Here is a 16,051-nt window from a genome sequence, read left to right on the forward strand (position 1 = left end):
CTAGATTAGTTCAACAATATTTTTAAAAATATCCCTATCCTTACTATATAAGTTGTAAATTCTGCTAACTCTTATGTCGTGTTCAAAAAATTCAGCATTATTTTTTTTCAATTTTTGATGGATATAAATTTCATTTTTATTATTTATTTCACGGATTAGATAAGTTTTATCCTTTTTTACAGCCAAGGCTCTGACGTGCTTGATAGCTGATAGCATTTCTTTTTTTGTAGATTTAGTCAGGATATTAATTAATATTCTACTAACTCTTTTTTTACTATATCTCTTAGAAGAAATTAAATTTACCAATTCTTCATAATTATTAGCAAGTAAATTGGCCTCGTATATCCTATTTTCTAAGCCCTCGGTAATATCATAAATATTTTTTAGCCCCTCTTTACCAAGACTAATTATTTCATACTTAATTAAGGAATAAAAATCTTTCTCACTTAATTTTTTTGAAGTTGCCAGTTCTTCAAGCATATAGTTTGATAAGTAGGAATTTATAAAATCATTATCTATATTTTTTCTAATGCTTGTCGCACTTAAAAATTCTTTTTCTACTAACTTTTCTTCATTTAAAGTTTGTCCCCTGCGTTTGACTGCTATAAGTTTAATGTGGGGAGCAATTCTTTGCAAAGTTTTATAGTAGCTATAAGCCAGAATAAAGTTGGGGCTGTCCTTAGGAATGTTGAAGAGTTGAGCCATAATTTTTGGATAGCTATAACCAAGTTTTGTTAAGTCTTTGATTTTTTTTAGGGTGCTTTCTTCCTGTTCAGCCTTATAAATATTTTCAAAAAGAGCAATATCAATTTCACTACCAAAAATCAGATGACTTATTCCACATGCGACTAGTATCTCAATACTTTTTTTTGCGAAGTCATCACTATAGGCAACACTCGCCCTGTGAGGCAAGGCTAAAACCAAATCACAAGCAGCCAAAACAGAAACTCTTGCCCTCTTATAGCCGTTAATAATAGCAACTTCTCCACGCTGGGTAAAAAATTCACTCATAACACAGATAATTTCACCAGGGTCATTATTTAATTTTAAAAAATTTTTTGCTTGGTCAATCAAAAATTCATGCCCACTATGTAAGGGGTTAAATTCTGCTATTATTCCTATTCGCAAGACATTTCTCCTAGAACTAATTAATATTTTAATTATAGCCTAAAAAAAAATATACTACAAATAAAATTTATTTTTAAAATATTAATTTTCAAGCTAGTTATTTTTTAAAAAATAAAAAGTTCGCTTTTAATAAATCTGTAAAAAGCCTATTTTAATAGCTTTTAGAAGTTTAAAAAATTTCAATACTAAATATTATTTACAAAAAGAAATAAATTACGAACTTCAAAATAAATTTTAAGTTCATTTAAAGTTTGTATTATATATTTATCAAATAACTACTATTAGTAGTTATATTCTTCATAAACTTTCCTTTTCTATAAAAAGCGACTTAGGTCGCTTTTTATTGTATTTAGATTAAAATTATTTATAAAAAATAATAAATTTATTTCTTAATTTTTTTATCCGAATTATTAAAATTTTAATTTAAGTTTAAAAGTAATTTTGATATTTATAAGTACTTAGTAGATTTTTAAAAATTATATTTTTTGAAAAATTTAAAATAAATTAAAAAAGTTGTTGACAAATAAAAAATGATATGCTAATATATCTACAAAGTTAAATATTTACCTATATTCAAATAAGTAACTTATTAGAAAGTTTAACAGAGAGTGTATGTAGCTGAAATTACACAACTAAGAAGATTTGTGAAAATGGTTTGAATGGTATAAAAAAGTGAGTAGTAATGAACTTTTTTCGTTTTTGTGTTACGTTACAAACACGCATTATAGATATTAATTCTAGACATAATATCCGTAGTGGCTGAGTTTCGTTATAGACGAAAAAGTAAGGTGGTACCGTGAAATTTATTTCGCCCTTATTCTCTTAGGAGAGTAAGGGCGTTTTTTTATATTTAACTTAAAATAGAGTATTACTTGTGAAAGGAAATTTAAAACATGAAAAAAATATTATCATTTTTAACAGCATTTATCCTAGCATTTGTATTAATAGGATGTTCTTCATCTAGTTCAACTTCAACAGAGGGTAAAAAAGGAATTGATGTAGAAAAATTAGACCCAAAAAACCCAGTTACAGTTAAAATAGGAGCGACAAACGTACCTCACGCAGAATTATTAGAACACGTTGCACCACAATTATTAAAAGAAGGTATTAAACTTGACATTGTAACTTACCAAGACTACTACCTACCAAACAAAAACTTACAAGACAAAGAAATAGACTTAAACTACTTCCAACACGTACCATTCTTGAATAAAGAAATTCAAGAAAAAGGTTATAAATTAGAAAATGCTGGGGCTATCCACATCGAACCTATTGGTTTATATTCTAAAAAAGTAAAATCATTATCTGAACTAAAAGATGGAGCTTTAGTATTAGTTTCTAACAACAAATCTGAATGGGGAAGAGTTTTAAAAATCTTAAAAGATAATGGTTTAGTAAAAATTAAAGATGGTGTAGATGTAATTACAGCAACTTTTGAAGATGTAGTAGAAAATCCTAAACACTTAGTATTCAAATACGACAATGACCCTGCAATCATGGTTCAATACTACAAAAATGGCGAAGGTGATTTAGTATCTATTAACACTAACTTTGCAGTAGATGCAGGAATTAATCCAAAAGCTGCCTCAGTAGTAATAGAAAGTGGAGAAAACAACCCTTACGCTAATATTGTTGTTACTAGAGCAGGAGATAAAGACAAAATTGTTACTAAAAAAATTGTAGAAGCCCTAAAATCTGCTGATACAGTTAAATTCATAGAAGATAAATACAAAGGTGCAGTGTTACCTGTAAAATAATTAAAAATTATTGCTTTAATTCATTAAAAAATAAAAAAGAAACTATAAAAACTTATAGTTTCTTTTTTTATATTTTGAGATTTTATTAAATAAGGGAAATATTATTTTTATATACTACTAAGAAAATATTTTACCCATATTATTTTTTATTTCGTAATTATCCATAAAGCATTCAACATTACCGTTAAAGTTAAGTTTGAATTGTAAAACTCCATAATATGAAGAAGTTTCTGATAAATCTTTATTAGTTCCGAAGAAATTAAAATATGAGAATAATAACAAAGTATTTATAGTTTTATATTTAGTTAAATAATCTCCTGCTTGGATAGAAAATAATTTTTATTTTAACTTTTATTTGACTTGTTAAATATTTTCATAATATAATTAACTTTAAATATATCTAAGATATGCATATTATGATAAATAAAAAATAAATATGTTTTGGGAAAATTGTATTTAATTAATTATATGCCGAATACTATTTATACCATATTTTTTTTGTAGATATTTTGTTAGCATTAGATAAGATATAATTTTATAAAAGGGGTTGTTTAGTATGACGATTATATATTTAATTATCATAGGTTTATTACTAATTTTCTTATTTATTCTAAAATATGTTATGAAAATAAATGATAATATAGAGAAAATAATAAAGAAACTAGAGAAAGACGACAAATAGTCGTCTTTTTTAAATTTTCAAATTCAAATTTTAGTATTGAACAGAAAAAATAATAAAATTATCTTTTATAATTATACTATTTTGCAAACGCAACACTCCTTATTGTACCATATATTTTTTAAATATAATACTTGTTTTTTGACTTTTTATATGTTATAATAAGAATGCAAATAGAAGTGATCACACTATTTAAAATATTAAAATTTTATTAATAAGGAGGAGGATTAAAATTAATAAAAAAGTCAAAATTGCTAGTGCTATTTTAGCATCCAGCTTGCTTATCACGCCAATATCTGCTTTAGTTAGTAATTATGATAATGTGGCTAAGGCTGAGGGAAAAGAAAATAATCAAATTAATATACAAAAACATATCGATTATATCGATAGTCAAATTTATTTAGAAAATAATAATTTAAAAATCAATAAAGATGCTATTTTAATTTATATAAAACAAAATTGGAATGAAATAAATATAAATAATCAATTCAAGACTCCTGAAGATTATTATCAAAATATTGAATTATCTGTATCTAATATTAATAAAAAAGTTAATTCTGGTTGGTATGAGTTTAAGGCTAATAAGGGTATAGTTGAAAAATATCAAAGTAGAGATTTAAACAACCTAGAAATTAATTTTTATTGGTGGGGAATTGAAGTGAAAATGTACGATAAAGAAACTGTACATGATTTAGCTAATATCCTAACTAGTCTTACGTATCCTTCAGCTGCAATATCAATTTTTGCAAGTATTGCTTCTGGAGGATTGGGAATATTTTTAACTTTTGCTCCTATTAAATTAGGTTGGATCGCACATAATATAAGTATAACAGCAGAAGAAAAAGGGAATTGCAAATTAAAGACCTTCCATTGGGGAACTTGGGAAACTAGTGGTGTTTATGAATAACGCAATAGCAGGTATATTACTAGGAATATCACTTATAATTATTAATGTACTAAGAGTATTTTTCAAAAAAGAGATTAGTAAAATTAATATTTATAAAAAAATATATACTTTTCTATATATTTCTTTAATATTTATATTTCTTGTCGTATTATGGTTTATTCCATACGACAATACATGGGCAAAGATAGCATTATGCTCTGTATTTCTTGCTATTATACTTCTAAAAAAATAATAAAAATTTCTTTTTAATGTATTTAATATTTAACTTATTATAAATATAAGAAAAATACATAAAGCTAATAAAAAAGACGACAAATAGTCGTCTTTTTTAAATTTTCAAATTCAAATTTTAGTATTGAACAGAAAAAATAATAAAATTATCTTTTATAATTATACTATTTTGAAAAGGTAACCCTTCTTATTATAATATATATTCCTTTGATATAATACTTGTTTTTTGTCTTTTTATATGCTATAATAAAAATACAAATAGAAGTGATCACACTATTTATTATAGGAAATTTATCCTATTTTTGTTTATTCATAAAGGAGGTAAATCATTATGAATAAGAAATTCAAATTTACTAGTGCTATTTTAGCATCTAGCTTGCTTATCACACCAATCTCTGCTTTAGTTAGTAATTATGATAATGAGGCTAAGGCTGAGAATTTCAAAAAGAAAAATATTAAGTTATCTGAAGAAGATATAAGATATTTAGAAACATTTTTTAATCAAATAGAAAAAATACCAGAAGATTTATTACTTAATGGAAATAGTAAAGAAATAAAAAATTATCTAATAAAAAATAAAATACCTTTAAACATCTATAATGATAATATAGGAGAAACAAAAGATAGTATATTTATAATACAACCTAGAGGATTTTGGGGGTGTGTGGGTTCATTAGGTACTTTGATAGTTAGTACAGCTGTACCTGCAGCAAAAATTTTAAAAATTAAAAAATATGTAAAACACCTTGGAGGTGTTACAGATGCTGTAAGGTATTTATTAGGGATAAAAGGAGCAGAATCTGGAGGAGCTGTTTTAAAAAGTTTAATATTAGAATTAAGCGGAATTGCTTCTGTTACAGAATCTTGTTTTAGCTAAATAAAATGATAAAGACAGTAATAATAATAATATTAATGTTAATGTCGATATTAACAGGTTATGAATTAAAAAAAATGCAAGTAAGTATATTTAATTTAATTATTTATAATAAAAGTGAATTAAATATAATAAGAGAATATGCAAAAACACATCCCAAAAAAGAAACAATAAAGTTTATAAAGAAAAAATATAATCTAACTAATTATTATGCAAATGAAATAATAAAAATGTATTTTTAATAAAAGAAAATTATATATATATATATTTAAATGATACTATTTCCTACTTTATTAACAATTTAGTTTACATAAAAAATAAAAAAAGACGACAAATAGTCGTCTTTTTTAAATTTTCAAATTAAAATTTTACTACTAAAAAAATAATGTTATTATTTTTTATAATTATACTATTTTGCAAACGCAACCCTCCTTATTCTGCCATGTATTTTTTTAAATATAATACTTGTTTTTTGTCTTTTTATATGTTATAATAAAAATGTAAATAGAAGTGATCACAATATTTCAAAATTAAAATTTGCTAGTGCAGTGTTAGCATCTAGCTTAATTATCACACCAATCTCTGCTTTAGTTAGTAATTATGATAATCTGGCTAAGGCTGAGGAACAACAAATTAAAATATCTAATAAAGATATAGAGGAAGCGTTAATAATTAAAGATTATATTAAGTTACAAAAGAAAAGAGGTATATATAGATTTCAATTTACTAATGATCCATCTCTTAACCAAAGACTTAAAGAAATAAATAGCCCATTAAACGATATAATTATAAGTCAATATATATCTAATTTAAACGATCATTTTATAAAAGAAAATGGGAATGGTCCTTTAACTAATGCTATAAAAGAGATTAGAAAAAATTCAAAATCAGATAATATAATTAGTATGAATACATACTTCAGGGCTTCAGATTGTTCTTTGGCATTTTTCGGATTGAGTACATACGTAGGAGGATTATATACAGTTGTTGGAATAATGGCGGCGTCAACTCCTGTAGGGCTTATAGGATTTGGTCTTACAACTGCTATCAGTGCTATAGGTACTGCTTATTGTGGATAAATGAAAAAAATTATTATAATTAATGTTTTAAATATACTTGCATGGCTAGGTCTTGCTTTAATCCTTGAAAATTATGGTATAGAGATAGTAAAATATATATTTATACCAGTAAGCCTTGTAATGCAAATTACAGCAAATATTTATATAAGAAAGAAGAAAAAAGAAGAAGAAAGAAAATAGATAATATTATTTTAAAAAATTATTATATTCTAAATTTAATAAAATTGTAATAGAATTGATCATACTATTTAAAATATTAAAATTTTATTAATAAGGGGATGATTAAAATTAATAAAAAAGTCAAAATTGCTAGTGCTATTTTAGCATCTAGCTTGCTTATCACGCCAATATCTGCTTTAGTTAGTAATTATGATAATGTGGCTAAGGCTAGTGAAACAAATAATAAAATCAATATACAAAAACATATTGAATATATTGATAGTCGAATTTATTTAGAAAATAATAATTTAAAAATCAATAAAGATGCTATTTTAATTTATATAAAACAAAATTGGAATGAAATAAATATAAATAATCAATTCAAGACTCCTGAAGATTATTATCAAAATATTGAATTATCTGTATCTAATATTAATAAAAAAGTTAATTCTGGTTGGTATGAGTTTAAGGCTAATAAGGGCATAGTTGAAAAATATCAGTCTAGAGAATGGATTAATGGATATGAACGTTATGAACAATGGTGGGGATTTCAGTATTATGCTAGGGGGACAGCCGGAGAACAATTAGCAAGAGATTTTGAAGATGCAGGAGAAAAAAGACTTTGGGGTTCAGGTGCATTAGGAGCGGTAGCAGCATTCAGTGGAGGCTCTGGAATAGTAATACTAGGAATTTTTACAACAATTACTTCTTCAAATTTTTATTCTATGGCGAATAAAGTTAGAAGATATATATCTGATTATGGAAGTGTAAAAGTGTCTGTATATGCAGCTGGAGGCTATTATACTGTTGAGGCTATACAGTAAAATGAATATTATAAAATACATACAGGAAATAAGATTAGATATTATATTTTATATTATAATATTTATAACTGTCATAATTTATAAAAAAAACAAAAAAAAAGCTAGAATATTTTATTTTTTGATAGTTACATTGTTATTTGTAATAAGATATCTATTATGAATAACAGTTGTTTTTTAAATCTTATTAATAAGGGTGCTATTAAATGAATTTAGAATATATATTATTTGTAATTATCCCCACTATGCTATCCTTATTAGGTAATTATTTTGTAGGAAAAAAGTAAAAAAAAATAAAAGAAAAAGACGACTATTAGTCGTCTTTTTTTAATTCTCAAATTCAAATTTTACTACTAAACAGAAAAAATAATTTTATTATTTTTTATAATTATACTATTTTGCAAACGCAAACCTTCTTGCTATATCATATATTTATTTGATATAATACTTGTTATTTAACTTTTTATATGTTATAATAAAAATACAAATAGAAGTGATCACACTATTTATTATAGGAAATTTATCCTATTTTTGTTTATTCATAAAGGAGGTAAATCATTATGAATAAGAAATTCAAATTTACTAGTGCTATTTTAGCATCTAGCTTGCTTATAACGCCAATCTCTGCTTTAGTTAGTAATTATGATAATGTGGCTAAGGCTGAAGGAAAAGAAAATAATCAAATCAATATACAAAAACATATCGATTATATCGATAGTCAAATTTATTTAGAAAATAATAATTTGAAAATTAATAAAGATTTTGTTTTAAATTATATAAAAATTAATTTTAAAGAATTAAATATAAATAATCAATTTAAGACTCCTGAAGAATATTATCAAAATATTGAATTATCTGTATCTAATATTAATAAAAAAGTTAATTCTGCTTGGTATAAATTTAATGCTACTAATGGTATAACTGAAAAATATCAGTCAAGATCTGGGGGAGGTTTTGAAGTTTATTACTATTGGTGGGGATCTCAAGTATATATACATAACCAATGGGAATTAAATAATTTTAAAAGAGAAATAGAAGATTATATTTATAGAATTGAAACAATAGGCTATTTCATTTATATTCCTAGTTTAGGTTTATCTCAAATTCATATTAATGAATTAAAAAGAATGCTTACTTTAGTTGATAGGACATATCAAGATTATGCTTCTGTTAAAATTACATCACATGATTTCAAAATTGGAGATACATTTGAAGTAGAGGCGATACAATGATTAAAATATTATGTACTATTTTATTTGTATTGTGGTTACTAGGAATAATATCTAATTACAGATTATTAAAGAAATCTAGGGAAAAAAGATTAATGAATAAGCCGTTACTTAAAAAATAATATAGTAAAAATTTGTTTAGGTGATATATATTATTATGAGTAATAAATATAAATTCATTAGTATATATCTAGCTAGTTACTTTAAAGAGGAGTCTATACAATGATAAAATGTATTTTTTAAATGCATTAATTACTTTTATACTTTGGATATTTATATTATCTTTAATTATATATATTATTTATAAAATATGTAAAAAAAATTAATTATAAAATAGAAAAAGACGACAAATAGTCGTCTTTTTTCTAATGATAAAACTTTCTATATTTTTTTAATTTTAATTTTACTAACCATAAAATATCCGAATATGGCAGTTAAAATTAGCAAGGCAATATTAGGCATCTTTATAAAATTAAATGACAAGAATGCTAGTAGTAAACCGCAAGTAGTAATAGGTACACCTTGATAGTAGCCGTCTGTCATTGTTGTTACATTAAAACGAGCCAGTCTAAAAGCTCCGCAACAAACGTAAACGCTGCAAATAATAGTTGCTATGATTGACACAAGCAGTAAATTACTAGCAGTATGTATTTTAAAAAACACTAAAAATGCTGGTGCTACACCAAAACTTATCACATCACAGATAGAATCTAGTTCTTTTCCGAGTGGCGACACCACGCCTAACTTTCTTGCGACCATGCCGTCATAACGGTCTGCAAACATAGATAAAATAATAAAGACACTTGCATAAGTATATTGCCCTGTTGAAGTCAATATAATTGATAAAAATCCACATAAGCCATTAGCCATTGTAATAGCGTTAGGAATAATTTCTTTATTCATACTAATACTCCTTAAAAAATAGTTAATATATATTATAGTATAAAAAACCTATAAAGTCTAAAGAAAATGAAATTTATTATTTTTGCTTCTTTAAGTTTATATAATTAGGGGATTAGTCTTAGCAAGTATTTATCTATAAGGAGGAAGAATGAAAATAATATATTATAAAAAATTAGTAAAAGAATTATTTATGATTTCTTTGTTTTGTGCAATCTATGTTTCTGGCTTTAGCCATTTAATAATTCCTAGCAAGATAGCAGAGGTGTGGTTCTGGTATAGGTCTATTACTTCATTACCTAAAATCAAAGAATTAATAATTTATTTTATTTTTTCTTATTACAGTAGCAAGTTATCTACTTTTTTTATTTTTAAAATTTTTTATTTTATAGAAGTTGAAGATATTAACTTTAAAACCTATCTTTTAATTTTATTAGCTAGTTTTTTAATAATAATTCTTGCTGTGTTATTTATAGTAGTTCAAAAGAAATTAAAAAACATCAAAAATATAAATATTAAATTGTTATTAATCTTTTTAGTGGTGATTATTTCTTATTTTACTGCTGGCAGATATAATTCCTTGGGAACTAATTTTATAGATTGCTTCTTTTATAATAATATGGCTATCAATAATTATGATTTTCTTATCAAGATATTTCTAACCCTAGTTTGTACAAGTATAGGTTTTAGTGGTGGTGAGGTAACGCCCCTATTTTCCATAGGTTTGTTGGTGGGGTTAGTCCTTGCTAATATTTTTATTTACCCCTACAAATTTTAGCCTCTCTTGGCTATGTCTTAATGTTTAGTGCAAGTGCTAGAGTTTTTCTAACTCTCATCTTATTAGCCCTAGAAGTTTTTTCTTACAAGCTAGCCTTACTAATAATTATTCCTAGCTTGCTGATAAAATTACTAAATAAAAAATATTCTATATATTAAATCAGAATGCTGACAAGGCCTTATGCTTATTTTATTTAATTTAAAAAATTTTGCAATAAAGAAAGAAAAGTGTTAAAATCTAAGAAAAATAATTATTTGGAGGCTCCTAATGGATAGATATAGTGGAGATGCCCTGCATACAGATTTTTATCAAATAAATATGGGGTATGTTTACTTTAAAGACGGGATACACGAAAGAAAATCATATTTTGATTTATATTTCAGAAAAGCCCCTTTTAATGGGGGATATGCAGTTTTTGCAGGCTTGGAAAAGGTTATAGACTACATTAAAAATTTTAAATTTACAGAAGATGACATTAATTATTTGAGAAGCTTAGATTACTCAGAAGATTATTTAGATTACTTAGCAAATTTAAAATTTACAGGTAGCATTCGCTCAGTTATAGAAGGAGAAATAGTTTTTGGTAATGAACCCTTACTAAGAATAGAAGCTCCTTTAATTCAAGCCCAATTAGTCGAAACAGCAATTTTAAATATAATAAATTATCAAACTTTAATAGCAACCAAAGCATCACGCATAAAACATATATGTCCTGATGAAGTATGTATGGAATTTGGTACTCGCAGAGCCCATGAATTTGATGCAGCTATATGGGGGGCTAGGGCCGCCGTTATTGGTGGTTTTGATTCGACAAGTAATGTCAAGGCGGCAAAATTATTCGATATAGCCTGTAGCGGAACCCACGCCCATTCATTTATTCAGACCTATCAAGATGAAGTTGTAGCCTTTAGAAAATATGCCGAAACTCACAAAGATTGCTATTTTTTAGTGGATACTTATGACACCTTACGTTCAGGAATACCTAGTGCCATAAAAGTTGCTAATGAACTAGGTGATAAAATTAATTTCAAAGGCATTAGACTAGATTCTGGCGACATAGCCTACCTGTCAAAAGCCGCTCGAAAAATGTTAGATGACGCTGGCTACAAAGATGTAAAAATAGTTGCATCTAATGACTTAGATGAAGACACAATCACCCACCTAAAGCAACAAGGGGCAAAAGTAGATAGTTGGGGGCTAGGAACTAAGCTGATAACATCTTACCAAAATCCAGCCTTGGGAGCAGTTTATAAACTAGTTTGTTTAGAAGATGAAAATGGAAAAATGGTAGATAGATTAAAAATATCAGAAAATCCAGCTAAACTAACAACACCAGGTATAAAAAAATTATATCGTATCATAAACAAGGATACAGGTATGGCAGCTGGAGATTATATAGCTCTAGAATCTGAAGATGTTAAGTTGGAAAAAGAAATTAATCTATTCCATCCAACTCATACATACTTGTCAAAAAAAGTTTCTAATTTTGAAGCTATTGACTTGCACAAGGATATATTTATATATGGCAAACAAGTATATACAGTGCCTCATATTAATACTAGTAAACAACATCTTTTAGAAAGTAAAAAATATTTTTGGTCAGAGTACACAAGACTATTAAATCCAGAATTTTACCCGGTAGATTTAAGTAGAACGTGCTGGGAAAATAGAAATAAAATACTAAGTAGACTGAAAAAATAAAATAGGTGAATATATGTCATTACAAGATAAAATTATAAAAGAATTAAAATGCCAACCGAGTATAAATTCTATTGAAGAAATTGAAAAAACAAAAAAATTTCTAAAAGACTATTTAAAAAAATATCCATTCATAAAAACTTTAGTTTTAGGAATTTCTGGAGGACAAGATTCTACTTTGTGTGGAAAGTTATGCCAATTAGCAATTGCAGAATTACGAAAAGAAACTAAAGATAATGACTATAAATTTATAGCGGTAAGATTACCCTATGGAGAACAATTTGACGAACAAGACTGCCAAGACGCCCTAGATTTTATCAAAGCAGATAAAGTTTATACGGTTAATATAAAAGAAGCTGTTGATGCAAGCTATGAAAACTTAAAAAAGGCTGGAGTGATAATTAGTGATTTTGCCAAAGGTAATGAAAAAGCAAGAGAAAGAATGAAAGTTCAATACTCAATAGCTACCATGAATAAAGGAATAGTAGTAGGAACAGACCATGCGGCAGAAGCCTTAACAGGATTTTATACAAAATATGGCGATGGAGGAGTAGATATAGCACCCCTGTTCAGACTAAACAAAAGACAGGGTAAAGAATTACTAAAAGAATTAGAATGTCCCGAACATCTTTACCTAAAAAAACCAACAGCAGATTTGGAAGAAGACAAACCAGCTTTACCTGATGAAGTAGCATTAGGTCTTACTTACGAAAATATAGATGACTACTTAGAAGGGAAAAAACTAGCTAAGGAAATTACAGATAAAATAGAAAATTACTTTCTAAAATCATCACATAAACGACGTATGCCAGTTACAATATTTGATTTTTACGAATAAAGAAAATATGGTTAGTTTAGCGACTAGCCATATTTATTTTTAATTTTTTTAAATTTTTTTAAAAAAACCAAAAAAACACTTGACAAGAAACAAAAACAAATGCTAGAATAAAAAAGTCCTAAAAGACCAACAATTCATAGAAAAAAACAAGCAAAAGTTCATAAAATAAAAAATGCTTTTAAACAATTTTAAAAACATTTAAAAAATTTTTAAAAAAACCCAAAAAAGAACTTGACAAAGAAAAAATAGAATGATAGAATATAAAAGCTGTAAAAAAAGCAGCAACTTGAACATTGAAAACTAAAAGAAAAAGTCAACGTTAATTCCAAAAAAAGTTAAAAAAGACAACAAAAAACTTTAAAAGAGCTAAACAAACAAACAAATAAAATTTGGAGAGTTTGATCCTGGCTCAGGACGAACGCTGGCGGCGTGCCTAATACATGCAAGTCGAGCGAAAAGATGTAGGAGCTTTGCACCAACAACTTTTAGCGGCGAACGGGTGAGTAACACGTAAAGAACCTGCCTCATAGACTGGGACAACTACTGGAAACGGTAGCTAATACCGGATAAGATTAAAATCGCATGAAGAAAAATTAAAAGTCGGAGAAAACTGACACTATGAGATGGCTTTGCGCTGCATTAGCTAGTTGGTAGGGTAAAAGCCTACCAAGGCGACGATGCATAGCCGACCTGAGAGGGTGATCGGCCACACTGGGACTGAGACACGGCCCAGACTCCTACGGGAGGCAGCAGTAGGGAATCTTCCGCAATGGACGAAAGTCTGACGGAGCAACGCCGCGTGAGTGAAGAAGGATTTCGGTTCGTAAAACTCTGTTGTTAGGGAAGAATGACTGTATAGTAACTATATACAGTAGAGACGGTACCTAACCAGAAAGCCACGGCTAACTACGTGCCAGCAGCCGCGGTAATACGTAGGTGGCAAGCGTTGTCCGGAATTATTGGGCGTAAAGCGCGCGCAGGTGGTTTAATAAGTCTGATGTGAAAGCCCACGGCTCAACCGTGGAAGGTCATTGGAAACTGTTAAACTTGAGTGCAGGAGAGAAAAGTGGAATTCCTAGTGTAGCGGTGAAATGCGTAGAGATTAGGAGGAACACCAGTGGCGAAGGCGGCTTTTTGGCCTGCAACTGACACTGAGGCGCGAAAGCGTGGGGAGCAAACAGGATTAGATACCCTGGTAGTCCACGCCGTAAACGATGAGTGCTAAGTGTTGGAGTCAAAAGACTTCAGTGCTGCAGCTAAGGCATTAAGCACTCCGCCTGGGGAGTACGGTCGCAAGACTGAAACTCAAAGGAATTGACGGGGACCCGCACAAGCGGTGGAGTATGTGGTTTAATTCGAAGCAACGCGAAGAACCTTACCAAGTCTTGACATACAGTGAAGAGATAAGAGATTAAATTGTTATTGCCTATGGTAATACACTGATACAGGTGGTGCATGGTTGTCGTCAGCTCGTGTCGTGAGATGTTGGGTTAAGTCCCGCAACGAGCGCAACCCTTATAACTAGTTGCCAGCAGTAAGATGGGGACTCTAGATAGACTGCCAGTGACAAACTGGAGGAAGGTGGGGATGACGTCAAATCATCATGCCCCTTATGACTTGGGCTACACACGTACTACAATGGATAAGAACAAAGAGAAGCGACCTTGTAAAAGCAAGCCAACCTCACAAAACTATTCTCAGTTCGGATTGTAGTCTGCAACTCGACTACATGAAGCTGGAATCGCTAGTAATCGCGGATCAGAATGTCGCGGTGAATACGTTCCCGGGTCTTGTACACACCGCCCGTCACACCACGAGAGTTTATAACACCCGAAGACGGTGGCCTAACCGCAAGGAGGGAGCCGGTCACGGTGGGGTAGATGATTGGGGTGAAGTCGTAACAAGGTAGCCGTATCGGAAGGTGCGGCTGGATCACCTCCTTTCTAAGGAAAAAGGAAAAACATTGACAATTTCTTTTAGTTTTGAGTGTTCAAACACTCAAGCACAATGAAAACAGAATATATATTATAAAGAAGATTTACAAGAGAAAAACCGAGAAAAAGAGTTCAAGGAAAAAACGAAGCCAAAGCTACACGATTAAGTAGAAAAGAGCACACGGAGAATGCCTTGGCACTAGGAGCCGAAGAAGGACGTGACAAACGACGAAACGCTACGGGAAGACGTAAGTAATCAAAGATCCGTAGATATCCGAATGGGGCAACCCGGCAGAAATAAAAAGCTGTCACCCGAAAGGGAGGTAACGCAGAGAACTGAAACATCTAAGTACCTGCAGGAAAAGAAAGAAAAATCGATTTCCTAAGTAGCGGCGAGCGAAAAGGAAAAAGCCCAAACCCTAAAGCATGCTTTAGGGGGTTGTAGGACTATCAACAAATTGGAGAAAAGCCATAGTCAAATCGCATGGGAAGGCGAGCCAAAGAAGGTAAAAGCCCTGTAGACGAAATGGCAAATTGAAAAGAGATAGAACCTGAGTACAGCGGAACACGAGAAATTCCGTTGGAAACAGCCAGGACCATCTGGCAAGGCTAAATACTACCTAGTGACCGATAGTGAACCAGTACCGTGAGGGAAAGGTGAAAAGAACCCCGGGAGGGGAGTGAAAAAGAACCTGAAACCGTGTGCTTACAACTAGTCAGAGCACTATATAAGTGTGATGGCGTGCCTTTTGTAGAATGAACCGGCGAGTTACTCTATCATGCAAGGTTAAGTGGAAGACATGGAGCCGAAGCGAAAGCGAGTCTTAAAAGGGCGAAATAGTATGATGGAGTAGACCCGAAACCAAGTGATCTACCCATGGCCAGGTTGAAGTTTAGGTAACACTGAATGGAGGACCGAACCAGGACACGTTGAAAAGTGTTTGGATGAGCTGTGGGTAGGGGAGAAATTCCAATCGAACTTGGAAATAGCTGGTTCTCTCCGAAATAGCTTTAGGGCTAGCCTCGTTAGAAGTTTATT

General features: G+C 29.3%; 15 protein-coding genes and 2 rRNA genes (1 of these 17 cut by a window edge). 14 read left to right on the forward strand and 3 right to left on the reverse strand.

What is annotated here, in order from left to right; all coding sequences use genetic code 11:
• Complete coding sequence (locus tag KMP11_RS00585) at positions 1-1,128, reverse strand: nucleotidyltransferase family protein (protein WP_216279915.1); 1,128 nt, start codon at positions 1,126-1,128, stop codon at positions 1-3.
• A gap of 893 nt (positions 1,129-2,021) precedes the next feature.
• Here KMP11_RS00585 and KMP11_RS00590 point away from each other — a divergent pair.
• Positions 2,022-2,885, forward strand: a complete 864-nt coding sequence (locus tag KMP11_RS00590; protein WP_216279916.1) for a MetQ/NlpA family ABC transporter substrate-binding protein — start codon at positions 2,022-2,024, stop codon at positions 2,883-2,885.
• A gap of 117 nt (positions 2,886-3,002) precedes the next feature.
• On the opposite strand, the gene KMP11_RS00595 is transcribed toward KMP11_RS00590, so the two are convergent.
• Positions 3,003-3,167 (reverse strand): peptidoglycan bridge formation glycyltransferase FemA/FemB family protein, encoded by a 165-nt coding sequence (locus tag KMP11_RS00595; protein WP_215755821.1) that lies wholly within the window; start codon positions 3,165-3,167, stop codon positions 3,003-3,005.
• A 274-nt stretch (positions 3,168-3,441) separates the two neighbouring features.
• Here KMP11_RS00595 and KMP11_RS07800 point away from each other — a divergent pair, with 274 nt between their 5' ends.
• The 8 genes from KMP11_RS07800 to KMP11_RS00630 all read left to right on the forward strand — a co-directional run bounded on the left by KMP11_RS07800 (position 3,442) and on the right by KMP11_RS00630 (position 8,867).
• Positions 3,442-3,567: a hypothetical protein gene (locus KMP11_RS07800; protein WP_256444859.1), complete on the forward strand. Its 126-nt coding sequence runs from the start codon at positions 3,442-3,444 to the stop codon at positions 3,565-3,567.
• Between the two features lie 274 nt (positions 3,568-3,841).
• The gene (locus KMP11_RS00600) at positions 3,842-4,471 is read left to right on the forward strand and encodes a hypothetical protein (RefSeq protein ID WP_216279917.1); all 630 of its coding nucleotides are present in this window, start codon (positions 3,842-3,844) and stop codon (positions 4,469-4,471) included.
• A 562-nt stretch (positions 4,472-5,033) separates the two neighbouring features.
• On the forward strand, positions 5,034-5,579 hold the full coding sequence (locus KMP11_RS00605) for a hypothetical protein (RefSeq protein WP_216279918.1): 546 nt from the start codon (positions 5,034-5,036) through the stop codon (positions 5,577-5,579).
• Positions 5,580-5,584: 5 nt separating this feature from the next.
• Positions 5,585-5,818, forward strand: a complete 234-nt coding sequence (locus KMP11_RS00610; protein ID WP_216279919.1) for a hypothetical protein — start codon at positions 5,585-5,587, stop codon at positions 5,816-5,818.
• Positions 5,819-6,124: 306 nt separating this feature from the next.
• The gene (locus KMP11_RS00615) at positions 6,125-6,655 is read left to right on the forward strand and encodes a hypothetical protein (protein ID WP_216279920.1); all 531 of its coding nucleotides are present in this window, start codon (positions 6,125-6,127) and stop codon (positions 6,653-6,655) included.
• A complete protein-coding gene (locus KMP11_RS00620; protein ID WP_215757045.1) occupies positions 6,656-6,835 on the forward strand; it encodes a hypothetical protein in 180 nt (59 codons plus the stop codon).
• Between the two features lie 98 nt (positions 6,836-6,933).
• Positions 6,934-7,638, forward strand: coding sequence for a hypothetical protein (locus tag KMP11_RS00625; RefSeq protein WP_216279921.1), 705 nt, complete (start codon positions 6,934-6,936; stop codon positions 7,636-7,638).
• A gap of 557 nt (positions 7,639-8,195) precedes the next feature.
• Entirely contained in the window at positions 8,196-8,867 is a 672-nt protein-coding gene (locus KMP11_RS00630) for a hypothetical protein (protein WP_216279922.1), read from the forward strand.
• Positions 8,868-9,245: 378 nt separating this feature from the next.
• Here the strand turns inward: KMP11_RS00630 and pssA are convergent, their stop codons facing one another.
• Positions 9,246-9,767 carry a CDP-diacylglycerol--serine O-phosphatidyltransferase gene (gene pssA, locus KMP11_RS00635; RefSeq protein WP_215757021.1) on the reverse strand — a complete coding sequence of 174 codons (522 nt, stop codon included), beginning with the start codon at positions 9,765-9,767 and terminating at the stop codon, positions 9,246-9,248.
• A 148-nt stretch (positions 9,768-9,915) separates the two neighbouring features.
• Between pssA and KMP11_RS00640 the strand changes: the two genes are divergently transcribed.
• The 5 genes from KMP11_RS00640 to KMP11_RS00660 form a co-directional block, all read left to right on the forward strand.
• The gene (locus tag KMP11_RS00640) at positions 9,916-10,542 is read left to right on the forward strand and encodes a chloride channel protein (protein WP_216279923.1); all 627 of its coding nucleotides are present in this window, start codon (positions 9,916-9,918) and stop codon (positions 10,540-10,542) included.
• Between the two features lie 267 nt (positions 10,543-10,809).
• The gene (locus tag KMP11_RS00645; RefSeq protein ID WP_215757023.1) at positions 10,810-12,243 is read left to right on the forward strand and encodes a nicotinate phosphoribosyltransferase; all 1,434 of its coding nucleotides are present in this window, start codon (positions 10,810-10,812) and stop codon (positions 12,241-12,243) included.
• A gap of 13 nt (positions 12,244-12,256) precedes the next feature.
• Positions 12,257-13,078, forward strand: coding sequence for an ammonia-dependent NAD(+) synthetase (nadE, locus tag KMP11_RS00650; RefSeq protein WP_215757024.1), 822 nt, complete (start codon positions 12,257-12,259; stop codon positions 13,076-13,078).
• Positions 13,079-13,464: 386 nt separating this feature from the next.
• A 16S ribosomal RNA gene (locus KMP11_RS00655) occupies positions 13,465-15,021 on the forward strand.
• A gap of 152 nt (positions 15,022-15,173) precedes the next feature.
• A 23S ribosomal RNA gene (locus KMP11_RS00660) occupies positions 15,174-16,051 on the forward strand; it runs 2,005 nt beyond the window's last position.
• The 16S and 23S rRNA genes sit together here, the layout of an rRNA operon.

This window comes from Gemella sp. zg-570, assembly GCF_018866345.1.
Classification (GTDB): domain Bacteria; phylum Bacillota; class Bacilli; order Staphylococcales; family Gemellaceae; genus Gemelliphila.

Bases quoted from the DNA above. Each gene is read 5' to 3' on its own strand.
- KMP11_RS00590 (WP_216279916.1), top strand. From the start codon at position 2,022: ATGAAAAAAATATTATCATTTTTAACAGCATTTATCCTAGCATTTGTA.
- KMP11_RS00605 (WP_216279918.1), top strand. From the start codon at position 5,034: ATGAATAAGAAATTCAAATTTACTAGTGCTATTTTAGCATCTAGCTTG.
- KMP11_RS00640 (WP_216279923.1), top strand. From the start codon at position 9,916: ATGAAAATAATATATTATAAAAAATTAGTAAAAGAATTATTTATGATT.
- KMP11_RS00645 (WP_215757023.1), top strand. From the start codon at position 10,810: ATGGATAGATATAGTGGAGATGCCCTGCATACAGATTTTTATCAAATA.
- pssA (WP_215757021.1), bottom strand. From the start codon at position 9,767: ATGAATAAAGAAATTATTCCTAACGCTATTACAATGGCTAATGGCTTA.
- KMP11_RS00625 (WP_216279921.1), top strand. From the start codon at position 6,934: ATGATTAAAATTAATAAAAAAGTCAAAATTGCTAGTGCTATTTTAGCA.
- nadE (WP_215757024.1), top strand. From the start codon at position 12,257: ATGTCATTACAAGATAAAATTATAAAAGAATTAAAATGCCAACCGAGT.
- KMP11_RS00620 (WP_215757045.1), top strand. From the start codon at position 6,656: ATGAAAAAAATTATTATAATTAATGTTTTAAATATACTTGCATGGCTA.
- KMP11_RS00610 (WP_216279919.1), top strand. From the start codon at position 5,585: ATGATAAAGACAGTAATAATAATAATATTAATGTTAATGTCGATATTA.
- KMP11_RS07800 (WP_256444859.1), top strand. From the start codon at position 3,442: ATGACGATTATATATTTAATTATCATAGGTTTATTACTAATTTTCTTA.
- KMP11_RS00630 (WP_216279922.1), top strand. From the start codon at position 8,196: ATGAATAAGAAATTCAAATTTACTAGTGCTATTTTAGCATCTAGCTTG.